Raw genomic sequence first — 22,281 nt, 5'->3', positions numbered from 1 at the left:
GCTTTTCTTTTACTGCTTCCCATTAAATTCTGCCTTTTTTAACCTGCAATAGATCCTCGTTATTTCGCAAATCCGGATAGCGTCACGGCTCCCTTACTCCCAAGAGCTAGCGAATAGCTGAAATAGAGCTGCTTTCCAGTCTACCGTATCGAAGTGTGCTAATTACAACTTGATTCCCAATTATTGAAACAATTATTTATGTTTGCAAACTTTTCCCTTAAAATAAAGTTCATAGGAAGAAGGTGTCCCCACGGGATACAAAGTATATATATTTGAAATGGAGGAAAAACTTAGATTATTTGATCTTGCCCGTCATCAGATCAGCAAATATCCCGATCTTGACATGTTTGCACATAAACTGGATGGCAAGTGGAACTATATCAAAACGGCTGATTTTCTTAAAAAAGTAGACAATCTTTCCAAAGGACTGATTGAGCTTGGCGTCAAACCTAACGAAAAGGTTGGTCTTATCGCGGGCAGCAGTATTGAATGGCATATAATAGATTTCGCAATTCAACAAATCGGTGCAGTAGTTGTCGCCATCTATCCCAATATTACTGACGCTGATTATCAGTACATTTTTAATGATGCTGAAATCAGGGTTTGTATCGTCAGCAATAAGGGCTTATTTGACCGTTTGATGAACCTGACCACATCGATCTATACCTTAAAATATATCTTCTGTATTTCCGATCAGGAGTCTACACGAAGCTGGAATGAGCTCAACGACCTAGGGGGCGACTGTCCAGATGAAAAATTAACGCAATTGCGTGATCAGATCAAGCCTGATGATTTGGCGACACTGATCTATACCTCCGGCACCACAGGAAAGCCAAAAGGTGTCATGCTCTCCCATAATAATATTTTTTCGAACGTACTTGGTGCAGCTGAAATTACTCCATGTAAAGCATACGACCGGGGTCTCACTTTTCTACCTCCCTGTCATGCTTACGAACGAATGGTACTGTATACTTACATGTACTTAGGCTTTACCATACATATTGCCGAATCTTTTGACAAAATTGGTGATAATTTAAAAGAAATAAAACCGCATATCATGACTGTGGTTCCCCGTATTCTTGAGAAGGTTTATGAAAAAATCATGAAAACGGGACATGAACTCACCGGATTCAAAAGAAAAATATTTGATTGGGCAGTAACCGTTGCGGAAGAATATGATCCGAATCCCGCAAAAAGAAGTTTCGCTTATACAATGAAGCTTAAACTAGCCAAACAACTTGTGCTCAATAAATGGTATGAAGCACTCGGTGGCGAACTCTTGACTGTCGCCTCAGGATCAGCATCATTACATAACAGGCTGACAAGAGCGTTTTTGGCGGCAGGTATTCCGCTATACGAAGGATATGGCATGACCGAAGCCTCGCCTTTGATCTCTGTCAACCATTACATGAAAGGAATCCGTATTGGTACAGTCGGGCTACCCGTGCGCTTTGTAGAAATCAAACTCGCGGAGGACGGCGAGATATTGGTCAAAGGACCCAATGTGATGATAGGATATTACAAAAATAAAGCTGAGACTGACAAAACCATTATTGATGGATGGTTGCATACCGGCGATATCGGCAAATGGGAAGACGAGAAATTCCTGAAAATCATAGACCGCAAAAAAGAAATGTTCAAAATATCCGGTGGCAAGTACGTGATTCCACAACCTATTGAAACAAAACTTGTCGAATCCAAATTTATTGAACAGGCCATGGTTATCGGTGATGGCATGAAATTCGCCTCTGCCTTTATTGTGCCCAATTACGCTCACTTATTGGATTGGGCCAAAAACGACGCACCTGAACTCGCCGATATGACCAAAGAGGACTTTCTGACAAATCCAGTCATTATCAAAAAGGTGAATCAGGAAGTGCGTCGCGCCAATCAGCATTTCGGCAACTGGGAACAAATCAAAAAACCTATTATTCTAAGAGATGAATTCACGATTGACAATGGCGAACTGACGCCGACATTAAAAATGAAACGTAAAGTCATTCTCGAACATCATCAGGAAGAATTCAATAATCTATATCAGATGGAGACCGATTGATCTCAATCACTCCTACTTTACTGTATTTTCGCAATTATCAATAAAAAGTATCACATGAAATTATTAAAGGATAGAATCCTTAATGACGGCAAAAGCCTCGCTGGGGGCATACTCAAAGTAGATAACTTCATCAACCACCAGATGGATCCCGTGTTGATGAAGTCTATTGCGGTGGAATTTGTCCGTCGTTTTGCAGATCTACCCATCAACAAGATCATAACGATTGAGGCCAGTGGCATCGCACCAGCTATTATGTTGGGATACCTCTTGGAACTCCCTGTTGTTTTTGTCAAAAAGGCTAAGCCCAAGACTATGGGCGATATGTATGTTAGTGAAGTACATTCTTTTACTAAAAACCGAACCTACGATATATGCGTAAGCAGAGAGTTTCTCGCTGCGGATGACAAGGTGCTCTTTATTGACGATTTTCTAGCCAATGGCAATGCAGCATTTGGCATATTAGATCTCATCCAACAGTCTGGCGCAACATTATTGGGTATGGGCTTTATTATTGAAAAGTCCTTTCAGGAAGGAGGCAAAAGATTACGGGAATTATCCGATATCCGAATAGAATCTTTAGCACGCATAAAATCTTTGGAAGTGGATAAAGTCAGCTTCGAACAAGATTAATGGCACAAATAAAAGCCTCATTTCTGTCAAGAGTGAGGCTTTTAAGCTTAAACAACAAGATAAATTATATTTTTAATCCCAACGGTAGTCATCGTAAAAATCTTCGGGGTGTCTGCTGATAGGCACATCTTTTACCACGCGTATATTAGCTGCTCCCAGGTTAACATTCAACATAAAAGAAGGTACACTTGCAGAAAAACTCCATTGTCCATTTCTCATATAAACATATCCATTTCTATAAGGGTCGTAGAATGTTTTATAATCCCTAAAGTAAACGTGGTGTCTATTATCATATCGATGGGCCCTCGCCCATGCTGGAGATCCATGTCGGTATCCTTTGCGGTAATTCTTGGCTACTTTATTGTAGTACTTCCGCTCTTCCTTTTCTCTTTTTTCCCAATATTTGCGTTCTTCCTTATCCCTTTTTTCCTCGTATTTTCTATACTCTTTATCATGCTTCCATTCTCTATCATTTCCGCGGTGTTGAGCTGACGATTCTTTTGGAGTTATCAAAGCAAGTCCTCCTATTGCCAATGCGAAGTATAATATCTTTTTCATAACAACACAATTAAATTTGTAAATCAAGTACCCTATCGCCTATTTTTTCACTTTTTTATAAGCGTTTCTATTGGTATGACTTTCGTGTTTGAACAAAGGTTTAATTGATCCCCATAAAATTAATTTGTCCGGATATGAATCCGTTCCCATTCCAGTCAATTTAACGTATCTTTGCAACATGTCCAATACAGGTTATATTACTGAAGATACGATTGTCGCATTGGCGACACCCTCCGGAGCTAATGGTGCGATTGCTGTAATTCGCGTTTCGGGTCAACAAGCAATTAAAATTACCAATGCCATTTTCAAGGGTAAAGACCTCAGTCAGCAAGCCTCCCACACGATTCATTTTGGAACCATCCGTGACGGTGATGAGATTATTGATGAGGTACTGGTATCCTTATTTGTCGCGCCCAATTCCTACACCAAAGAAAATTCAGTAGAAATATCTACGCATAATTCCAAATACATTATTGAGCGTGTTATTCATTTGCTTATCAAACAAGGCGCCCGGGCAGCCCGAGCTGGCGAATTCACGCTTCGTGCCTTCCTAAATGGCGGAATGGATCTTTCACAAGCCGAAGCTGTCGCTGATTTGATTGCCTCCAATTCCGCAGCATCACATCAAATAGCCATGCAACAAATGCGGGGTGGATTTTCCAATCAACTTAAATCCCTTCGCGAAGACTTGATCCATTTTGCCTCCCTCATTGAGCTCGAATTGGATTTTTCGGAGGAAGATGTAGAATTTGCTAATAGAGACCAGCTAAAGAATTTAATCAATAAAATTAAGGTCATTGTACAAAAATTGATTCTATCTTTTGAACAGGGAAATGTGTTAAAAAATGGCGTTCCCGTGGTCATTGCCGGTAAGCCAAATGTAGGCAAATCAACCCTATTAAATGCTTTTTTAAACGAAGAGCGGGCTATCGTGTCGGACATTGCAGGTACTACACGTGATACCATCGAAGATGAAATTAACATCCATGGGGTGACCTTTCGATTTATTGATACCGCAGGTATTCGTGAGACCGCAGATATTATTGAAGCAAAGGGAGTTGAGCGCACCCGTGCAAAAATGAAGCAAGCGAGACTGATTATTTATCTCTTTGATCCGCTACAGGACAAAGTAGACGAAGTGCAATCACAGTTGCAGGAAATTCAAAACCTTCAAATTCCATTTTTGACCATCATCAATAAGGCTGATCTATTATCTGACCAGCAAAAAGATGAATACGCTTCACTGAATCCCCTTTATATTTCGGCTAAAGAGCAAATCGGTGTTGAAGAATTAAAAGAAGAACTTATCAATAGGGTGCAGCTCGGAAATTTGAATACAGAGGATGTCATGGTCACTAATATCCGACATGTCGAAGCTTTGCAGAAAACATCTGACTCACTTGAGCGCGTACTATTCGGCATTGATAATCCGGTCACGTCGGATTTTTTGGCGATGGATATCCGTCAGGCGCTATATCACCTTGGTGAGATCACGGGAACTGTGTCAACAGACGATTTACTGGATAATATTTTTTCGAAGTTTTGTATCGGAAAATAATCAATCCGATTTTCAGCATATTACCAAAACAACAAGCTTTTTGACGGACATAAAACAGTTTGAAACCGTCAACAAAATTTATGGCAGTTATTTTAAGAATAGTTTACCGGCAAGAAGCACGGTTGAAGTCTCTTCATGAGCTATAAAGGTGTAGGTATCGAAATTGAACGTATTGCTGTTAAAAGGTGAAGCAAATTAATAAATTGAAGTGCAACCAATTGGACAAAGTTTATCTGGAGGAATTATTTGTCAATACTCCGCGGTGGAATGAAATTTCTAAAAACAATATGCTTTCTCCCCAATCTCAAAGTTCACATCTAGATAAACATGATTTAGCTAATTTTCTTTCTGAATATAACAAACAGCTATTTTCTTTCGGGAACCAAAGCCTCCCATTTTGTAAGCAAGTTTAATAGTATAAAAACTATAAAATTTGTGCTGCCGCCCTCTGGGCAGCAACTACTGCTCCTTCCATATATCCTGCATATTCTGTCGCAGTTTCTGTAGCACAAAATAACAGCTTGTCCTTCAAATAATGCTCTAGCAATAAAGGATGCCCATTAAACTGATGTGGGCGTTGAATTATTTGACTGCCACCGAGGATAAATTCATCAGTCCATATTTTATCAAAATAAGATACCGGGTTTGAGGCTTGACTTCCCAATAAGTTCGTTAACTGCAGTACCACATTTTCTTTTCTGACATTGGGAAGATAAGAAGCAGCACTACCATTTAGAAAACCTGTAAATCCAAACTTACTTTCTTCAAAATTTGTGTGATCATACATCTCTGTGATGATGCCTGAATGACTAAACAACATTCCCGAATATCCGTTATCTTTCCAAAAGGGTCGGTCGTATTCAAGTGTAAATTTAAGTGCACCCCCCATCCAGGTATGGACTTTCGATAAAATATTAGTGAGTGAAACCGGTAATTCAGGTAGAAAGCTGATTTGATTTTCAATCAACTGAGGAGGCATACACAGAACAGCCATAGTGGAAAAGTATTTATGGCCTTTAGTAGTTTCTATAATCAGATAATCTTTTTCTTCAACTATAGAAGTGACTTTATTTTTTAAGTGTATAGAGTTCGTAGGAAGTTTTTGAGCAAGGGCATTAATAAGCTCCTGCGTTCCGCCTGCGATCCTATAAGAAGGATTTTCCGATTCAGGGACATCAAACTTTTGCGGCGGTTCAAATGATTTAGTCTGGAATAAAGAAATGCCCTTTGAATACTGCGGATACTTATTTAACCCAAGCTCCTCTAAAAGATTAATTAGGTTAGTATGCATGTCCGACAACCATGTTGCCCCCAATTCAAGAGGCGTTCCCAATGTACCCTCAATTGTATGAATTCTACCTCCCAACCGTGGTGCAGCTTCCAGTACTGTAGTTCTGATATTTCTCTTTGACAGCAGATAAGCTAAGACTAAGCCGCTGAGCCCTCCCCCAATAATAACAATTTCTTCTTTCTGTTCCATGGCACGAAATTGATAATTTACCGAAAAATAAACATGGTAATTATCGGAAAATATCAGGTATTTATCAGCAAATACTGTTCATTTGAAGTGTATCTAACTTTTTCTTGTGCTGTATTTTGTATTTTTGTAAAGCATTACCTGATCTTTCGGCAGGAAAATTATTATTTATGGTGCTGTTTTTAATAGAAGGAAGTAATACCTTTAATCTCAGTATATTAGTATGGCAAAGAAAATTACAACAACTATAAAGGAATACCACCTTAACCAGCACCAGCCAGAAAAGGCCCAATTTACTGTTCACGATTTAAAGGGTTACCTTATAGAGCATCAAGGAAATGCAACCAAGCCTCATATCCATAGTTTCTATCAGATCATCTGGTTTAAAAGCGGAATAGGAAAACATTTTGTCGACTTTAAAGAATATGAAATATTTGAAAATGCCATTTTTTTTATTGCCAAAAATCAGGTTCATTATTTTGATGAGAATGTAGATTACGAAGGTTACCTGCTCCACTTTAGTGAACTGTTTCTAGGGCAGAGTGATAATGGAATTGATTTTCTTGTAAAATGCAGTCTTTTCAATAACCCTTATCAAACTCCTTCTTGTTGCATTGGCTACGGTATTGAGTATATTTTAGAGGAGTACATCAGACTGATCAGAACTGAACTTCTCAGTGGTGCAGGATATTTTGGACAGGAAGAATTACTCCGTACCTATTTAAAATCTTTTCTAATCCAGGTGCAGCGCAGAAAAATTGAATTTGAACAAAATGAAGGAAAGACCCCTTTTGCTCTGGACGATAAAAGGTCACAACTTATTCAGTTTGTCAACCTTCTTGATGAAAATTATACCAAAGGCTACTCCGTGGCTGAATATGCAGAAAAGATGCATATTTCGACTCGCACTTTATCAGACATTACTAGCCAGACATTAAATAAAACACCTTCGCAAATTATACAGGGACGAATCGTTTTGGAAGCCCAACGAATGTTGGTCCATTCAAATTTTAATATTAATGAGATAGGCTATAAACTGGGTTTTGATGATCCATCATATTTTGTTAAATATTTTAAAAAGCACGTCGGTTCCTCCCCGTCTGAATTCAGGAAGTCAATTCAATAGTTATCAATTCATATGCATCATATCTATCATCTCAATGCCCCATATCCGGATTGGTATGATGTAACTATCCATTTGAAGTAAAGCCTGATTTTGTTTCATTATCAAAAACAGTAGAATAAAATTTCACTGTAGCTGGGCTCAGTTTAACTTGACTTCAATGCTTACGGCTATCATAATCAATTGACCTTGGTATTCGATATAATGCTCATTGCTTAGTTGTTTATATTAAAACTCTAAAATCTAAGGTTTTAAACAACGGAAACTACCACATTTTCCGATTTCTACCAGCTTTTTTCGTTTCTGTCCATTTTAGCATCGTATGCTTCTTCGGAACTTTGTATTGTAAAAAATAAATTTATATATCATGGCAAAAGCGTATTTAGAAATTAGTCTGAAAATAAATGATGCAGACAGAGCAAATGCAGCAGGTGTTTACAACCAGTATAAAGCTCCATTTCTGGAACAAATCAAAGGTGCTACATCCAAAGAACTATTGATCAGAGATGAAGACGTACAGGTACTGCATGGTTTTGAATCGACACAAGATGCTGAAAACTATCTTTCAAGTGACCTTTTTAACAAGGATGTGGTCGTAGCCTTAAAACCTTATTTGCAAGATAACCCTGATGTACGTATTTACAGCGTACTGTAAGCAATTTTCCAAACAAGGGAAATGCTGTCATCTAGAGAGATGACAGCATTTCTGCATAGTATAATATTTAAAAAACTATAAAACAATGATACCAACCAAAGGATATGCAGCACACAGTCCAACTACAGAACTGGCGCCATTCAATTTTGAAAGAAGTGAACCAAAAGATACCGATGTACTTATCGAGATATTATACTGCGGCATATGTCACGCAGATATCCATCAGGCAAAAAATGAATATGGGGGAACTATTTACCCGCTGGTACCGGGGCATGAAATTGTTGGCAGAATAAAATCTGTTGGAAGTAATGCCAAAAAATTTAAAGTAGGTGAAATGGTGGGCGTAGGTTACTTTATTGATTCCTGCAAAAACTGCGAAGACGGATCTATTGGCGAAGAGCAATATTGTGACGGAGGCATTGTACCTACTCAAAATTCCAAACTTCCGGATGGTACAGTATCTAAAGGGGGCTACAGTGAAACTATTGTGGTAGATGAAAACCACGTTTTACACATTTCTGAAAAGTTAAATCCCGCTGCAGTAGCCCCATTGCTCTGTGCAGGAATTACAACCTACTCACCACTTAAACATTGGAAAATAGGTCGTGGACATAAAGTTGCTGTACTAGGGCTGGGTGGCCTGGGACACATGGCGGTAAAATTTGCGGTAAGTTTCGGTGCTGAAGTAACAGTTTTAAGTGGCTCACCATCAAAGCAGGAAAGTGCAATGGCTTTAGGAGCCCATCACTTCATAGTCACCTCTGACCAGCAACAAATGAAGGATGCTTCTTCGTCTTTCCATTTTATTATAGATACGGTTTCGGCTAAACATGATTATAACACCTATCTTAATTTATTAAAAAAAGACGGAACTATGATTCTTTTGGGAGTGCCTCCCGAGATGCCACAATTATCAGCATATCACCTCATTTCTAAAAGAAGAAATATTACAGGATCCCTTATTGGTGGAATTCCCGAAACACAGGAAATGTTGGATTATTGTGCTCAAAACAATATAACATCAGAGATTGAAATTATTGCACCGGATTATATAAACACAGCATTTGAGCGCACGCTGAAAGGCGATGTTCATTACCGTTTTGTGATCGATATGAAAAAAATAAAATAAATGCTAAAAACAAGCATTAATAATTTTTAGAATAATTTATGATCTAAAAACATTCATTCGGAAAGGCTTAACAGCTCCATGGTCTGATTTGTAAACAATAACAACCTTAAGCAATAACAATACTATGGCACAATGTAACATATTTGAAGTTTGGGAAGATTATAAATCTTCTTTATTAGGCTTCATCAAAAAACGCATTACCGATCAGGATGATGCAAAGGATGTACTTCAGGAAGTCTTACTTAAGAGCTACCAATACTGTTCAAATGGAAAAGATGTCATGTACTTAAAATCCTGGCTCTATAAAGTGACGCAAAATGCAATAATAGATTATTATAAGAAGAATAATAAAAGAGATGCTCTGGATTTCGAAATAGTAGAAGACGAGCAGGAAAGATCGGTCCTGGGAGAAGCTTCGGATTATATTAAAGTACTGTTGAAATTGATACCTGAGGAATATGCTCAGCCACTTTACCTGTACGATATAGAAGGTAATGATCAAAAGAAAATAGCAGAACAACTGCATCTGACACTTCCTAACACAAAATCAAGAATTCAAAGAGCACGGGTAAAACTAAAAGAAAAATTCTTGGAGTGTTGCGTAGTCAGCTTTGGAGAGACCGGTGAAATGATATCTTTTGATATCAAATCAGAGTGTACATTGCTAAAAAACGAACGGGCAAGCATAGAAAACAGCAAAATAACAACATTGTAAATCAATTAGTTAGAATAATTTTTTAAAAAAATAATTTTTCTTTGCATCTTTTTTAAATGTTTCAGTCTTAGTAACAAATAAAAAAAATATTAACATTTAAATTTTATTATTATGAACACAGGAAACATTCAAAAAAGAGTTTTATTGGTAATGTCATCAGTTGATGAAATGGGTATCAGTGGTAAACAATCAGGAACATGGTTTACAGAATTAGCCGCGCCATACTATATTCTTACAGAAGCGGGGTATGAGGTAGTGTTTGCTTCTCCGGATGGAGGTGATGCTCCGATAGACTTGCTAAGTATGAAAGAACCCTTCACAACAGGATACACAGAACGCTTCTTAGAAGATCCGGTTGCACTATATGCAGCAAAAAATACAAGAAAACTCAGAAACATTGACTACAGCACGTTTGATTCCGTTTTCTTTCCTGGTGGATATGGCTTGCTTTGGGACTTGGCCAGTGACTCTTTCGTTATAAAATTGATAAAAGATTTTTACGAGTCAAACAGACCAATCGCAATGGTTTGTCACGCACCAGCTATCCTGAGAGATGTCAAATTATCAAATGGAAAATATCTGGTTGAAGGTTTGAATCTTACAGGGTTCAAAGATGCAGAGGATAATGAAATAGAACTGGATAAACACTTGTTGTTTTCATTGGAACAAGAACTAAAAAGAAGAGGCGCTAACTACAAAAGTGTTGCGAACTGGGAGCCTAATGTAGTTGTTGACGGCGTATTAATGACCGGACAGAGTCCAGCATCAGCAGCTCCGCTTGCCGAGGCATTGGCTGAAGTACTTTCAAAATAAAATAAATGCAAAATGCTGTTATAATACGTATACTGTAACAGCATTTTTAAACCTTTTAAAATTTAACAAAATGTCAATATTAATAGAAACAAATTACGAAGGAAAGTACAGATCAAGTACAAAAACACCTTTGAGTGAAGAAAGAATTGCAGTTAATGCTGCACGTTTTAACCCGGTAGATCTTTTGGCTAGTGCCTATGGCAGTTGTATTTTAGGAACAATTGATTGGGAGGCGCGAAAGGAACATTTTGAAACTACAGAATCCAAAAGTGAAATTACTTATGATATGAGTGAAGATGGATCTAAAGTGGGTAAGATGAATATAAAAATTTTCTTTAAAAATGATTATACACCCGAACAAAAGGCTGTGATCGAAGCTGCGGCAAAAACTAAATGTCATGTTGGCAAAAGTTTAGATCCCGCAATTGAAAAAAACTACGAGTTTATTTATAAAAACGATTAAGATCTGTAAATATGAAGCTAAAAACAGGAGCTTTGTTCGCCTTACTTTTGTTATTATCGCTACTTGGTTCCTGTTTTGCACAGGAGAGAAAGCAAACTGCCCCTGCTTCTAAGTACGAGGGGCATTCTACCAAATTTGCAGTGATGGTTACAGATGTACAACATTTCAGGGCCTCCATACTTACTGCTAATGAGATGAACGTCAAAGGCAATCAGTATAGTTTTGTGATAGTTGTAGCAGGCGAACTTGCAAAGGATATTGCGGAAGATCCTTCCTTGTTAGATGACATTGCGGCCTGCGAAAAGATTGGCGCTAAGATTGTTGTCTGTGAAAATGCCCTTAGCTATTTCAATATACCTTTGGAAAAACTTGACAAGCGGCTTTATACAACTAAAAATTCATGGATCTATATGTTCCAGCTTAAAGACAAAGGTTATAATACACTGAATGTTTAATAAAAATGATAGTGATGGATCTGTCTGAAATGATTAAAGGGGATCAACTAACGCTGTTGAACTTCCATGCTACATGGTGTGGTCCTTGCCATGTGATGAAACCGAATTTGGAAAAGGTCAGGGATAAGTTTGGCGAGAAAATATTTTACGGGCGTATAGATATAGATCAGCACAGAGAAATAGCTGAGATGTATTCGCGTCACAAAGCTAAATATAAATCTCCCCTTTTAAATAGAGCACTGCTGTACCACCTAGTTCAACTCTGTCACCAAGCAACTTACAGTAAATTTGACCGCTTCTCGCCGACAGCTGAAAAGCTTGCAGATTCGTTTTATTCAATTGCTGTCCCCAATACGGAGCAAGCGTGGTGTGGGCAGAACCACAGACAGGATCTTCATCTACACCTACGGCAGGCGCAAAGAATCGTGACACAAAATCATGATCTATACCTTTTGCTGTGACAATAATTCCTCTTGCATCAATCTTTGATATGACTGTAAGATTAGGTTTCATGCTAGCAATATCCGCCGAGTCTTCAAACACCAGCATAAAATCAGTTTTACCTCTATAAGCAGCAATAGGCTGTTTATCTGTTACAGCAAGTAACTCATCAGATAATGGAACTTCTATGTATTGATCAGTAGGAAAATTCAGTACGAATTTATCTTGTAAAACGGTAACCGGTAAACTTCCACTTCTTGGAGAATAAAAATTGATATGCTGTTCTTGATAATTTTCGCAGTTACGAATTACAAATGCTGATGCGAGAGTAGCATGGCCGCAAAGATCCACTTCTGAGCTCGGTGTAAACCATCGAATATCAAACTGGTTATCCTTCTGCACATAAAAAGCAGTTTCTGATAAATTATTCTCTGCTGCTATTTTTAAAAGCAATTCGTCCTCCAGCCATTCTGTTAAAGGACATACTGCAGCTGGATTACCTTTGAAGACTTCGTCGGCAAAGGCATCTACTTGATAAATTGTAAGGTTCATATAATTTTTTCTATTTTTATTTACATTTATTTATTGAAAGGAGACCATGAATATTATTGCCTATATCATTTGGTAATGATCTAATTAACAACATTAATCGGACTGCCATTAATATACTGCCTGACATTGTCCAAAACCATCTCTGTATTTTTTTTGATTGACTGTACACTGGCAAAGGCAATATGTGGCGATAAAATAAGATTGGAGCCTTTATAATGAAGTAGCGCTTTGTTTTCAAATGTTTCAGCTTCCAATACATCGAGTGCCGCTCCACCGATTTTATTTTGTTCTAATGCTTTCAGTAATGCACCTTCATCGATTAGCCCACCACGACCGCAGTTGATCAGGTAAGCATCATCTTGCATCATCTCAAACTCTTCAGTCGAAATCATATGGTATGTTTCATTACTTAAAGGTGTTTGGATCACAAGAAAGTCACTCTGCCTTACAACCTGGTTAAAGAGCGTATATCCATTACGTACACTAGTCCTGTTTTTATGTTCAGACACTAACACAGTTAAACCCATTGCTTGGCAAACGCTCTTTAAATGCTTACCAAGCATACCATATCCAACGATGCCAATAACTGATCCCCTGAGCTCCTTCGCAGGTTTAAAAGCTATTTCATAAGGCGTTGCTTTCCAGTTCCCGTTTCTTACAAAACTATGATAGGAAGGTAAGAGCCTGTTAAGAGCAAACATACAAGATAAGATATGCTCCACTACGGAATTTGTACACCAATCTTTAATGTTACAAACAGTAACACCAAATTCCTTACAAGCTTCAACATCAATTCGTTCGTAACCAGTACTGTTAACAGAGATCATTTTGAGGTCAGGAAGCTTACTTACTATTTCACGGTTAAGTTTAACACCATGTGTCAAAGCAATGTGAGCACCTGATAATCTCGCTAGAATTTTATCTTCCGGAGTATCATCGTATTCTTCCCATACAGCGCCCCATTCATTTTGAGGGAAATCTGAGAGAAAGTATTTTTTGTCTAAAAGAACTATTTTCATACTTATAAAATTTATTATATCAAAAATATATTACATACCAAAATGATTACGCGTACAGGTACACTATGATTCTCTATTGATCATAGAGGCAGACACCTTTATATCGAAATTTCATTAAATTTTTGAACTGTTGCTGCTAGATTTTACAGTTTTAGTGCTATTTAAAAATCTCTTGAGATTTGCAGTTCTAAGCTCGGATAAAAACATTGCAAGTAAAATCAAGCCACCACCTAAGAATGTATTAATATTCACTTTTTCATCAATAAGAATAACGGCTGAAACTGTTGCAAATATGGGTTCTGTTAAATAAGCAAGCGCTACTTTTTCTTCAGAAATGAAACGTTGAACATAGTTTTGCACCGAATACATATATACAGTTCCAAAAATTGCCGAAAAAATAACACCTTTCCAGAAATTGAAATCTAATGGAAACCACTCTGCGTCAACGGTCATCATTTCACCAAATAAACTGCCTATAGTGCATATGGCCATAATAATGGTGACGCGGGCCATCGGATTTGGAGACTCAGCAAATTTACCTGTTTGAAGCACGTAAAAAGCGAGGGCTATGGCACATGCAAAGGTCCATGTGTCACCTATATTAAGCTGAAGCCCGTTCTTTAATGTAATTATAAACAAACCTATTGCTGCAACCAGACAAGAGATCCAGATGATAAATTTCACTTTTTTCTTGTAAAATATCAGTTTAAAAATCGGAATAAGTAGAACAACCATTCCAGTGATGAAGGCCGAGTTTGCAACACTCGTATAGCGTAAACCAATAGTTTGAAAAAAAATACTAAAAAATAGGGGAATTCCACAGAGGAAAGAAGCTTCGAATGTTCTGATGTTAATCTGTTTTAAGTTTTTGCTGAATATAACAGATAAAATGACTGTGGAAATTAAAAATCTGTAAAAGAGAAATACAAATGGAGAGTACGATGTCACAGCGTCTTTAACAAATACAAAAGCAACGCCCATAAAAGCCATCCCTAATAATAAAAGCCCGAAAGCTAGATTTTTATTCATAACTATATTGTTTCAACATTCAATACAAATGTCGGATGTTACAATAAACAAATACAGATATAGATTTATGTTTTTTTATGGCTACAGATTGATCTGTCTTTTGACCATATTTCCTAAACGTCTGAGATCTTGGTAAACATGTTCATCCCATTTTAATGCAAAATTTAATCTCATGCAATTGTTGAACTGATTATGACCAGTAAATAAGCTTCCGGGAGCAAAGCTTATTTTTTGCCTGATAGCAATATCATAGAGTTCTCGGGTATCAATTTTTTTGTCCAGCTCCAACCATAAGAAAAATCCCCCTTGAGGCTGGGAAATTTTAGTATTATCAGGAAAATGTTCTTCTATGGTTTGTTGGAATTTGAGGCAGTTAGTATATAACGTATGGCGAAGTACCCTGAGATGATGATCATACCTCCCGTTTTCCATAAAATCTGCGATCACTTCCTGTAACAATGAAGGCATCGCAACAGTTTGTACAAGTTTATTCCATAGGATTTTTTCTTTAAATTGGCCTGGTTCGATCCATCCTATTCTATATCCTGGCGCCAATGTTTTGGAGAAGCCTCCGCAACTCATCACTATTCCTGCTTCATCATAATTTTTACACAACGTTGGATGTGTCTCACCAAAATGAAGAACCCCAAAAAGATCATCATCAACTAACGGAACGTTATAATGTGTTAACAGTTCCACTAAGGCCTTTTTGTTTTCATCTGGCATCAAACTTCCTAGTGGATTATTGAAATTGCAGGTGAAACAACAAAGATCAATTTTATTAATATTTTGTTTTAATGCCTCCAGGTCAACCCCTGTAACAGGATGTGTAGGCAATTCAAGAATATTTAATCCCATCGACTTTGCCAATTGCAATATTCCAAAGTATACAGGGCTCTCAGTGGCAATAGTATCTCCTGGTTTAGTTACAGCATTTAAACATAGATAAATCGCATTCATTGTTCCCAAGGTAGTTATAATATCATCTTCACTCAGCTCTCCTTCCCTCGCTAAAGACCATTTAGCAATATTTCTTCTCAAATTCAAACTCCCCTGAGCGGGCTCAAATGCAGTGCCGCTGCCATCAAGTTCCCGCATAACTTTTATTATTCCTTTGTTAAGTTTAGAAATTGGCAAAAGTTTTTCATCAGGAACGCCCAAGGAAAATTGTCTTACGCTTTTATCCCTCAAAACGTCAAAAACCTTATAAGTTAGATATTCAGTTTCATTTTTTGTTGCGGTCACAATCGGGTTACTTACTGATGGAAGCGCCAACTTTCGTTTAGAGGTTCCACTGACAAAATATCCTGACTTTGGCTTTGAAATTATTAAAGATTTACTCTCAAGCAAAGTGTAGGCCTGCTGTGCAGTATTTAGTCCAACGTTGTAAATTTTTTGTAATGAACGTAAGGAGGGTAATTTATCGCCAGTCCTCAAGGTTTCACTTAATATCTGATTTTCTAAAATTTTTGCGATTTTAAGATAGAGAATTTCTCTTGGCATTTTCACGAAGTTTTATAACTCTTAAATTACGAAAAATGATTTTGTATTATCATTCAGTTCCATTAATAAAACTAATTATTTATTTTAAATAAACTCACTATATATATTGTATTTTTTTTGAACCCCATTACTATTTCTTAGCTGCCACAAATGAACAAAATCATAGATAAAAGTATTTGAAGATTCACTCGTCAAGCCACAAACAACCAAATGGCGCCAACTAGAGACAATTGACGCTATTTTTTGTAATATCTGTAAATTTGACATCTTGAAACTATAATTCTCCAAAGCAGTTTGCATTATATTTTAGTCCTCTAAAGCAGCCATTAATATAAGTTATAATAATCAAATAACGAATGATTAAAAAATAAAATCTTATCGTTTATTTTTAAAAAGACCGATTGTTCTATTTTTTTATTTAACTTTGTCCCGAATAAGAATTATTGCTGATGAAAACTCAAAAATCCGAAAATACCAAACAGCTTATCATTGAGAAAACTTCGACCGTTTTCAATGTGAAAGGCTATGCGGGTACTTCAATAAATGATGTAATGAGTGCAACCGGTCTTTCGAAAGGTTGCATTTACGGTAATTTTGAGAATAAGGATGAAATTGCATTAAGTGTATTTGACTACAATTTTGGTAAAGTAACACAGCATATGAAAGAACGTATTTTAGCAACTAATGATTCTATCGAAAGATTGCTTGTTTATCCCCACACATACAAAAACTATTTCAGATATCCGTATTTACAGGCAGGCTGCCCGATTTTAAACACAGCTACGGAGGCTGATGATACACATCCATCACTCCAGAAACGTGTACAAAAAGCCCTGAACTTTTGGAAAACATCTATCGAAAATCAAATCAAACGCGGCATAGATAGAAATGAAATAAAAGCAGATGCCGATCCTATCGAAATTGCAGTAGTAATGATCTCGATGATCGAAGGTGCATTTATGCAGGCAAAGGTCAACAACCATATGACAGAGCTTAATATAGCGATGTCTTTTTTAGAGAAAATGATCAGAAATTTGAAAGCATAATTTTTTTGCTTACAAAAAGACCGATCGGTTTATTTATAGATTATTAAAAATATTTAAACAATAAGATGGAAACATTTGATATTACCGTAATAGGGTCAGGTCCTGGCGGGTATGTAGCAGCTATTAGAAGTGCTCAATTAGGCTATAAAACAGCAATCATTGAAAAGTATAATACTTTGGGTGGCACTTGTACCAATGTAGGTTGCATTCCTACAAAAGCGCTGCTGGACAGTACGCATCATTATGCAGATGCACTCAGTAGTTTCGGAACACACGGCATTGAATATTCGGATCTGCGGCTCAATGTTGAACAGCTTTTTAAGCGAAAAAGCGAGGTAGTGGCCAAAAACACACAAGGTCTGGATTTTTTGATGAGAAAAAATAAGATCACAGTTTTCCAGGGTTCAGGTTCTTTTGTCAATAATGAAACATTGAAAATTGTACACGATGATCAGGCTGAAACTGTAATTAATTCAGATAAGTTTATTATTGCTACAGGATCGAAACCCGCTACAATTCCGGGCATTACTATCGACAAAAAGAGGATCATCACTTCTACCGAAGCGCTGGAATTGCAGAAAAAGCCCGATAGCATCGTGATTATCGGCGGCGGCGTAATCGGTGTGGAAATGGCTTCCATATTCAACAGGATCGGAACCAAAGTGACTATCTTAGAATATGCGGATAATCTCATTGCGACAATGGATAGTGAATTAGGTAAAGCTCTATCGAAGATCTTAACCAAAGAAGGTGTAGAAATCAAACTTCAGCAGGCTGTCTACAAAGCTGAAAATCATGGGAACACGGCTAAGGTTTTTTTCAAAAATAAACAAGGAGAAGAACAAGAGCTCACCGCCGACTATATTTTAGTTGCTGTCGGCAGAAAACCCTATGTAACCGGTCTGGGTTTAGAAAATACCAGCGTGGAATTGAACAACAATGGTACAGTGAAAGTCGATGAATTGCTTCAGACTTCAGCTCCAAACATTTATGCGATTGGAGATGTTGTAGGTGGCGCGATGCTGGCTCACAAAGCAGAGGAAGAAGCCGTATTTGTAGTGGAGAGAATCAATGGTCAGAAACCTCATATCAATTATGACCGTATCCCTTCAGTCGTATACACCTGGCCGGAAGTGGCTTCTGTAGGCTCTACCGAAGAACAATTAAAGAAACAGGGAGTTGAATATAATGTCGGTACATTTCCTTTTGCCGTGAATGCCAGAGCCAGAGCCGGAATGGAAACGGAAGGTTTCGTAAAGGTGCTTTCCGATCCGAAGTACGGCGAACTTTTGGGAGTGCATATCATAGGTGCCCGCGCGGCGGATTTGATTGCACAGGCCGTTGTCGGACTGGAATATGAAGTGACAGCAAATGATATGGCTACAATGAGTTATGCCCATCCAACCTATTCCGAGGTAATGAAAGAAGCTTATACGATAGCATCAGGAAGACCATCATTGAATATTTAATATATTTATATCTATATTTTTTAAAATTATGTCACAACAGATCAGACTGGCAACCATAGAAGATTATCCCAGTATTATGGAAATCTGGGAATCTGCGGTCAAAGCTACACATGACTTTCTTGCCGAAGAAGATTTTACTTATTTTAAAGAAGCCATCCCAAAAGATTATCTGCCCAATCTCGAAGTATTTCTCCTTATTGAAAATGGGAAACCTGTCGGATTTTCATCGGTATCGGAAGGAAGTCTTGAAATGCTGTTTGTTCACAATGATTACCGTGGAGAAGGCTATGGCAAGAGCTTATTTCAATTTATGGATGAAACAAAAGGCATTACAAAGGTTGACGTTATTGAGCAAAACTGTCAGGCCATCGGATTTTACAAAAAATTAGGGTTCAGGAGAGCAGGAAGATCCGAAAAGGATGGCTCAGGTAAAGATTACCCGATCATACATATGCTAAAATGAAATGGTCATAATTATCACAACACTCTAATTATTAAGAATAAAATACATAAAAATGATTGAAGGACTATATGAGACACACATCCAGGTAAGCAACTTGGAAAATGCAGTGCATTTCTATACTCAAATATTGGGCCTGCAGCTTGCACATTATGATGAAACCAGGCCGATCGCGTTTCTTTGGGTTGGAGAAAATAAAAAGGCCATGCTCGGACTTTGGGAACAAAAAGGTAATCTCCATAAAAGACATTTTGCATTCAGCTGTTCCAAAGATTTTATTTTAAAAGATGCAAATACTTTTTTAGAGAAAAACGGATTAAAGGCTTATAATTTTCTCAAAAATGGCAGCAATGAACCAATGGTTTTTGCCTGGATGCCCGCACTTGCTCTTTATTTTGACGATCCAGACGGAAATCAACTGGAGTTTATCCATATTCTGAACGGTAAAAGCCAGCCAGAGCTTGGCGTACTTAGCTACGAGGAATGGCAAAAAATCAATTCATCTCATTAGATAAATACATATGAACATAGAAGACAATTATTTGGAAATAAACAGGGAATCTTGGAATACCAGAACAGAAGTTCACATCAATTCTGATTTTTATAACCTGGATGCCTTTTTGAATGGGAAAAATTCATTAAAAGATATAGAACTTAATTTACTTGGAGATTTGACAGGAAAATCCGTATTGCATTTACAGTGCCATTTCGGACAGGATAGTATCTCTTTAAGTCGCCTGGGAGCGGACTTAGTCGGCATTGATCTTTCGGATGTAGCAATAGATCGAGCACGGGAACTGGCAAAACAGAGTAATGTTTCAACAACTTTTATCTGCAGCGATGTTTATGATCTTCCCAATCATCTGGATCGTCAGTTTGATATTGTCTTTACAAGTTATGGGACCATCGGCTGGCTTCCGGATCTGGATCGGTGGGCAAAGATAATTTCGAAATTCCTGAAACCCGGTGGTACGTTTGTTTTTGTAGAATTTCATCCGGTTGTCTGGATGTTTGATTCGGGGTTTAAAAAGATTGAATACAGATATTTTAATTCCGGAGCCATTATAGAAACTGAAAAAGGAACTTATGCAGATAAAGAAGCGGAATTTGAAGTCAAATCAATTGGCTGGAACCACGGCTTAGCTGAAGTAATAAGTAATCTGATGCAAAATGGTTTAGAAATGAATTCCATTGAAGAATTTGATTATTCACCATACAATAATTTCAATAATTCAATTGAATTTGAACCCGGTAAGTTCAGAATTGCTCATCTTGGAGACAAAATCCCTATGGTGTATGCATTGACAGCCTCAAAAGGGCATCTTATGGATAAGGAACAATAAAATCTGATGTTGTCTCTAAATTAAAATAGTCTGTTTATTCAAATTATATGTTTCTTAGGTTACTATTTCTTTATCTGTCATTTCTTCCGTTTGCTATTAATGCTCAAAATAGTACTCAAAAAAAGTATGTATTTTTTTTGCATAATAAATTTTTGGAAGAACATTCCTTAAATGAATCCCATCCTAAATACGGACCAGCGGCATATACAGCTATTTTAGAAAAACTTCGATCCACAAATTCTGTACTAATATCTGAAAAGAGAAATCCCGGCACTGATCCTAAGATGTATGCAAAAAAGGTGATCCTTAAAATTGACAGCTTACACAGATTCGGAGTTCCCTATGACCGGATTGCAATTGTCGGAACGTCTCAGGGAGGTTATATAGCTCAATACATCTCCTATTATGCCAAAAATCCAGATTTAAAATTTGTAATTATTGGCGCAAGCTTTAAAAATGACTCGTTGAACGAAGATCGAAAGTTCAGGCTCTACGGAAAGGTTTTATCGATTAACGAAAAAACCGATGTCGGCGCTGAGTTATTATCAAGGCAACTTAGGCTTAAAAATTCTGGTTTAAAATCTTTTAAGGAAATTACCCTCAACACAGGTCTGGAACACGGCTTTCTGTTCAGGGCATTAGATGAGTGGATAATACCTGTCAAAGCATGGATCAATAGTAATAACCTATAAATTGATACTAATGAAAGAAGTAAAGCCACAATCGTTTGTCAGATGGTTCGATCGGCAATTTGATTCAAACACAGGTTCGGAATATTTTGACGAATTTCTAAAACGACTTGAACATTTTCCGGCTGTTCTAAATAAGCTGCTGAAAAGTTGTCCTACAGAGGTTTCAACCCGCAAAATGAGAGATAAATGGTCTGTCAATGAGAATATAGGGCATTTAATCCTTTTAGAAGATCTATGGCGAATCCGTTTTAGAGATATAAAGGAAGGAAAACCAGATCTGTCCCCTGCCGATTTAAACAATACAGCAACCGATAAGTCTTCTTTCAACAACATGTTGATTGAAGAGCTTATTAAGAACCTGGTCAGCGAAAGACACAAAACAATTGCAATGCTTCAAAAAATGAGTGAAGAAGACTTGTTGAAGACAAGTATGCATCCGAGATTACATCAACCAATGAATATCATTGACCTGATGCATTTTGTTGCTGAGCATGATTTGCACCATTTGCATGCCATACAGTCTATAATAGGAAGCATGGAAAACATATAATTTTTTAGCCAAAAAAAAACCGATTGGTTTATTTTTTTATAAATATAATAACAACGTATATGACAAAACTATCGATATTAGATTACCTAAATAAATTGATAAAAAGTGAAACTACCGATGACATGCATACGCACATGCATTACCCAACACCAATATCAAAAACATTGGGCATAGACATTATGGAAGTCGGTTTAGGTACAGCAACTGTTCAAATCAATACAACAAAAGAAAAACACAGTAACCAGCAGGGAACAATTCACGGAGGCCTGCTTTGTGAACTGGCAGACGCAGCCATCGGAACCGCACATTCGACCCTTATTCAGGAAGGCGAAACTTTTACATCCGTAGAATTGAAAATCAATTTTTACCGGCCCGTTTTCGAGGATATACTCACTGCCAAAGCATCCCCCTTACATAGTGGAAAAAATTTAAGTCACTATCAATGCGATATTTTCCGCAGTGATGGTAAAAAAGCCGCTATGATAACAAGTACGGTCATGACTTTAAGAGGTGTTAAAGCGACAGGACGTTAATCCAATGCTCAA

The 22,281-nt window shown here is 37.4% G+C and carries 25 protein-coding genes and 1 pseudogene; 20 read left to right on the top strand and 6 right to left on the bottom strand.

What is annotated here, in order from left to right:
* Window positions 1-277: 277 nt before the first annotated feature.
* On the top strand, window positions 278-2,056 hold the full coding sequence (locus tag DCO56_RS10390) for an AMP-dependent synthetase/ligase (protein ID WP_108633657.1): 1,779 nt from the start codon (window positions 278-280) through the stop codon (window positions 2,054-2,056).
* Between the two features lie 54 nt (window positions 2,057-2,110).
* On the top strand, window positions 2,111-2,686 hold the full coding sequence (gene xpt / locus DCO56_RS10385; RefSeq protein WP_108633656.1) for a xanthine phosphoribosyltransferase: 576 nt from the start codon (window positions 2,111-2,113) through the stop codon (window positions 2,684-2,686).
* 72 nt (window positions 2,687-2,758) lie between these two features.
* Here xpt and DCO56_RS10380 read toward each other — a convergent pair whose 3' ends face one another.
* Complete coding sequence (locus DCO56_RS10380) at window positions 2,759-3,244, bottom strand: hypothetical protein (RefSeq protein WP_108633655.1); 486 nt, start codon at window positions 3,242-3,244, stop codon at window positions 2,759-2,761.
* 178 nt (window positions 3,245-3,422) lie between these two features.
* Between DCO56_RS10380 and mnmE the strand changes: the two genes are divergently transcribed.
* Together mnmE and DCO56_RS30070 are read left to right on the top strand one after the other, a co-directional pair.
* The gene (gene mnmE / locus DCO56_RS10375) at window positions 3,423-4,802 is read left to right on the top strand and encodes a tRNA uridine-5-carboxymethylaminomethyl(34) synthesis GTPase MnmE (protein ID WP_108633654.1); all 1,380 of its coding nucleotides are present in this window, start codon (window positions 3,423-3,425) and stop codon (window positions 4,800-4,802) included.
* The gene (locus tag DCO56_RS30070) at window positions 4,729-4,941 is read left to right on the top strand and encodes a Rid family hydrolase (protein ID WP_219929358.1); all 213 of its coding nucleotides are present in this window, start codon (window positions 4,729-4,731) and stop codon (window positions 4,939-4,941) included. The genes mnmE and DCO56_RS30070 overlap by 74 nt, the downstream gene beginning before the upstream one ends.
* 285 nt (window positions 4,942-5,226) lie before the next feature.
* Here the strand turns inward: DCO56_RS30070 and DCO56_RS10365 are convergent, their stop codons facing one another.
* Window positions 5,227-6,282 (bottom strand): flavin monoamine oxidase family protein, encoded by a 1,056-nt coding sequence (locus DCO56_RS10365; protein ID WP_108633653.1) that lies wholly within the window; start codon window positions 6,280-6,282, stop codon window positions 5,227-5,229.
* Between the two features lie 220 nt (window positions 6,283-6,502).
* On the opposite strand from DCO56_RS10365, the gene DCO56_RS10360 reads away from it, so the two are divergent.
* The 8 genes and pseudogenes from DCO56_RS10360 to DCO56_RS30065 all read left to right on the top strand — a co-directional run.
* Entirely contained in the window at window positions 6,503-7,405 is a 903-nt protein-coding gene (locus tag DCO56_RS10360) for a helix-turn-helix domain-containing protein (RefSeq protein ID WP_108633652.1), read from the top strand.
* A 364-nt stretch (window positions 7,406-7,769) separates the two neighbouring features.
* The gene (locus tag DCO56_RS10355; RefSeq protein WP_108633651.1) at window positions 7,770-8,057 is read left to right on the top strand and encodes a hypothetical protein; all 288 of its coding nucleotides are present in this window, start codon (window positions 7,770-7,772) and stop codon (window positions 8,055-8,057) included.
* Between the two features lie 85 nt (window positions 8,058-8,142).
* Window positions 8,143-9,186: an NAD(P)-dependent alcohol dehydrogenase gene (locus DCO56_RS10350; protein ID WP_108633650.1), complete on the top strand. Its 1,044-nt coding sequence runs from the start codon at window positions 8,143-8,145 to the stop codon at window positions 9,184-9,186.
* A gap of 124 nt (window positions 9,187-9,310) precedes the next feature.
* Entirely contained in the window at window positions 9,311-9,901 is a 591-nt protein-coding gene (locus DCO56_RS10345) for a sigma-70 family RNA polymerase sigma factor (protein WP_108633649.1), read from the top strand.
* Between the two features lie 111 nt (window positions 9,902-10,012).
* The gene (locus DCO56_RS10340; protein ID WP_108633648.1) at window positions 10,013-10,714 is read left to right on the top strand and encodes a type 1 glutamine amidotransferase domain-containing protein; all 702 of its coding nucleotides are present in this window, start codon (window positions 10,013-10,015) and stop codon (window positions 10,712-10,714) included.
* 70 nt (window positions 10,715-10,784) lie between these two features.
* Complete coding sequence (locus DCO56_RS10335; protein WP_108633647.1) at window positions 10,785-11,177, top strand: OsmC family protein; 393 nt, start codon at window positions 10,785-10,787, stop codon at window positions 11,175-11,177.
* 11 nt (window positions 11,178-11,188) lie between these two features.
* A complete protein-coding gene (locus DCO56_RS10330) occupies window positions 11,189-11,632 on the top strand; it encodes a hypothetical protein (RefSeq protein WP_219929357.1) in 444 nt (147 codons plus the stop codon).
* A 5-nt stretch (window positions 11,633-11,637) separates the two neighbouring features.
* Window positions 11,638-11,814 (top strand): annotated as a pseudogene (locus DCO56_RS30065) (thioredoxin family protein); the annotation flags it as partial.
* 25 nt (window positions 11,815-11,839) lie between these two features.
* Here DCO56_RS30065 and DCO56_RS10320 read toward each other — a convergent pair.
* From DCO56_RS10320 to DCO56_RS10305, 4 genes are all read right to left on the bottom strand, one after another.
* Window positions 11,840-12,625: a PhzF family phenazine biosynthesis protein gene (locus tag DCO56_RS10320; protein ID WP_108633646.1), complete on the bottom strand. Its 786-nt coding sequence runs from the start codon at window positions 12,623-12,625 to the stop codon at window positions 11,840-11,842.
* 80 nt (window positions 12,626-12,705) lie between these two features.
* The gene (locus DCO56_RS10315) at window positions 12,706-13,644 is read right to left on the bottom strand and encodes an NAD(P)-dependent oxidoreductase (RefSeq protein WP_108633645.1); all 939 of its coding nucleotides are present in this window, start codon (window positions 13,642-13,644) and stop codon (window positions 12,706-12,708) included.
* A 114-nt stretch (window positions 13,645-13,758) separates the two neighbouring features.
* Entirely contained in the window at window positions 13,759-14,673 is a 915-nt protein-coding gene (locus DCO56_RS10310; RefSeq protein ID WP_108633644.1) for a DMT family transporter, read from the bottom strand.
* Between the two features lie 81 nt (window positions 14,674-14,754).
* A complete protein-coding gene (locus tag DCO56_RS10305) occupies window positions 14,755-16,176 on the bottom strand; it encodes an aminotransferase-like domain-containing protein (RefSeq protein ID WP_108633643.1) in 1,422 nt (473 codons plus the stop codon).
* 449 nt (window positions 16,177-16,625) lie between these two features.
* Between DCO56_RS10305 and DCO56_RS10300 the strand changes: the two genes are divergently transcribed.
* The 8 genes from DCO56_RS10300 (at window position 16,626) to DCO56_RS10265 (ending at window position 22,269) form a co-directional block, all read left to right on the top strand.
* Window positions 16,626-17,222 carry a TetR/AcrR family transcriptional regulator gene (locus DCO56_RS10300; RefSeq protein WP_219929356.1) on the top strand — a complete coding sequence of 199 codons (597 nt, stop codon included), beginning with the start codon at window positions 16,626-16,628 and terminating at the stop codon, window positions 17,220-17,222.
* 65 nt (window positions 17,223-17,287) lie between these two features.
* Window positions 17,288-18,691, top strand: a complete 1,404-nt coding sequence (gene lpdA, locus DCO56_RS10295; RefSeq protein WP_108633641.1) for a dihydrolipoyl dehydrogenase — start codon at window positions 17,288-17,290, stop codon at window positions 18,689-18,691.
* Between the two features lie 28 nt (window positions 18,692-18,719).
* Window positions 18,720-19,154 (top strand): GNAT family N-acetyltransferase, encoded by a 435-nt coding sequence (locus tag DCO56_RS10290; protein WP_108633640.1) that lies wholly within the window; start codon window positions 18,720-18,722, stop codon window positions 19,152-19,154.
* Window positions 19,155-19,206: 52 nt separating this feature from the next.
* Complete coding sequence (locus tag DCO56_RS10285; RefSeq protein ID WP_108633639.1) at window positions 19,207-19,662, top strand: VOC family protein; 456 nt, start codon at window positions 19,207-19,209, stop codon at window positions 19,660-19,662.
* A gap of 10 nt (window positions 19,663-19,672) precedes the next feature.
* A complete protein-coding gene (locus DCO56_RS10280; protein WP_108633638.1) occupies window positions 19,673-20,494 on the top strand; it encodes a class I SAM-dependent methyltransferase in 822 nt (273 codons plus the stop codon).
* 152 nt (window positions 20,495-20,646) lie between these two features.
* Window positions 20,647-21,186 carry an alpha/beta hydrolase gene (locus DCO56_RS10275; protein ID WP_165307499.1) on the top strand — a complete coding sequence of 180 codons (540 nt, stop codon included), beginning with the start codon at window positions 20,647-20,649 and terminating at the stop codon, window positions 21,184-21,186.
* Between the two features lie 10 nt (window positions 21,187-21,196).
* Window positions 21,197-21,736 (top strand): DinB family protein, encoded by a 540-nt coding sequence (locus tag DCO56_RS10270; RefSeq protein ID WP_108633636.1) that lies wholly within the window; start codon window positions 21,197-21,199, stop codon window positions 21,734-21,736.
* Between the two features lie 59 nt (window positions 21,737-21,795).
* Window positions 21,796-22,269 carry a PaaI family thioesterase gene (locus DCO56_RS10265; RefSeq protein WP_108633635.1) on the top strand — a complete coding sequence of 158 codons (474 nt, stop codon included), beginning with the start codon at window positions 21,796-21,798 and terminating at the stop codon, window positions 22,267-22,269.
* The last annotated feature ends 12 nt before the right edge of the window (window positions 22,270-22,281 follow it).

This window comes from Sphingobacterium athyrii, assembly GCF_003071065.1.
Classification (GTDB): domain Bacteria; phylum Bacteroidota; class Bacteroidia; order Sphingobacteriales; family Sphingobacteriaceae; genus Sphingobacterium; species Sphingobacterium athyrii.
The sequence above is the reverse complement of the archived record's forward strand: the minus strand, read 5'-3'. Positions and strand labels throughout refer to the sequence as shown.

What these genes read in the sequence shown, in the direction of transcription:
- DCO56_RS10390 (WP_108633657.1), top strand. Translation starts at nt 278, where the DNA reads ATGGAGGAAAAACTTAGATTATTTGATCTTGCCCGTCATCAGATCAGC.
- xpt (WP_108633656.1), top strand. Translation starts at nt 2,111, where the DNA reads ATGAAATTATTAAAGGATAGAATCCTTAATGACGGCAAAAGCCTCGCT.
- DCO56_RS10380 (WP_108633655.1), bottom strand. Translation starts at nt 3,244, where the DNA reads ATGAAAAAGATATTATACTTCGCATTGGCAATAGGAGGACTTGCTTTG.
- mnmE (WP_108633654.1), top strand. Translation starts at nt 3,423, where the DNA reads ATGTCCAATACAGGTTATATTACTGAAGATACGATTGTCGCATTGGCG.
- DCO56_RS10365 (WP_108633653.1), bottom strand. Translation starts at nt 6,282, where the DNA reads ATGGAACAGAAAGAAGAAATTGTTATTATTGGGGGAGGGCTCAGCGGC.
- DCO56_RS10360 (WP_108633652.1), top strand. Translation starts at nt 6,503, where the DNA reads ATGGCAAAGAAAATTACAACAACTATAAAGGAATACCACCTTAACCAG.
- DCO56_RS10355 (WP_108633651.1), top strand. Translation starts at nt 7,770, where the DNA reads ATGGCAAAAGCGTATTTAGAAATTAGTCTGAAAATAAATGATGCAGAC.
- DCO56_RS10350 (WP_108633650.1), top strand. Translation starts at nt 8,143, where the DNA reads ATGATACCAACCAAAGGATATGCAGCACACAGTCCAACTACAGAACTG.
- DCO56_RS10345 (WP_108633649.1), top strand. Translation starts at nt 9,311, where the DNA reads ATGGCACAATGTAACATATTTGAAGTTTGGGAAGATTATAAATCTTCT.
- DCO56_RS10340 (WP_108633648.1), top strand. Translation starts at nt 10,013, where the DNA reads ATGAACACAGGAAACATTCAAAAAAGAGTTTTATTGGTAATGTCATCA.
- DCO56_RS10335 (WP_108633647.1), top strand. Translation starts at nt 10,785, where the DNA reads ATGTCAATATTAATAGAAACAAATTACGAAGGAAAGTACAGATCAAGT.
- DCO56_RS10330 (WP_219929357.1), top strand. Translation starts at nt 11,189, where the DNA reads ATGAAGCTAAAAACAGGAGCTTTGTTCGCCTTACTTTTGTTATTATCG.
- DCO56_RS10320 (WP_108633646.1), bottom strand. Translation starts at nt 12,625, where the DNA reads ATGAACCTTACAATTTATCAAGTAGATGCCTTTGCCGACGAAGTCTTC.
- DCO56_RS10315 (WP_108633645.1), bottom strand. Translation starts at nt 13,644, where the DNA reads ATGAAAATAGTTCTTTTAGACAAAAAATACTTTCTCTCAGATTTCCCT.
- DCO56_RS10310 (WP_108633644.1), bottom strand. Translation starts at nt 14,673, where the DNA reads ATGAATAAAAATCTAGCTTTCGGGCTTTTATTATTAGGGATGGCTTTT.
- DCO56_RS10305 (WP_108633643.1), bottom strand. Translation starts at nt 16,176, where the DNA reads ATGCCAAGAGAAATTCTCTATCTTAAAATCGCAAAAATTTTAGAAAAT.
- DCO56_RS10300 (WP_219929356.1), top strand. Translation starts at nt 16,626, where the DNA reads ATGAAAACTCAAAAATCCGAAAATACCAAACAGCTTATCATTGAGAAA.
- lpdA (WP_108633641.1), top strand. Translation starts at nt 17,288, where the DNA reads ATGGAAACATTTGATATTACCGTAATAGGGTCAGGTCCTGGCGGGTAT.
- DCO56_RS10290 (WP_108633640.1), top strand. Translation starts at nt 18,720, where the DNA reads ATGTCACAACAGATCAGACTGGCAACCATAGAAGATTATCCCAGTATT.
- DCO56_RS10285 (WP_108633639.1), top strand. Translation starts at nt 19,207, where the DNA reads ATGATTGAAGGACTATATGAGACACACATCCAGGTAAGCAACTTGGAA.
- DCO56_RS10280 (WP_108633638.1), top strand. Translation starts at nt 19,673, where the DNA reads ATGAACATAGAAGACAATTATTTGGAAATAAACAGGGAATCTTGGAAT.
- DCO56_RS10270 (WP_108633636.1), top strand. Translation starts at nt 21,197, where the DNA reads ATGAAAGAAGTAAAGCCACAATCGTTTGTCAGATGGTTCGATCGGCAA.
- DCO56_RS10265 (WP_108633635.1), top strand. Translation starts at nt 21,796, where the DNA reads ATGACAAAACTATCGATATTAGATTACCTAAATAAATTGATAAAAAGT.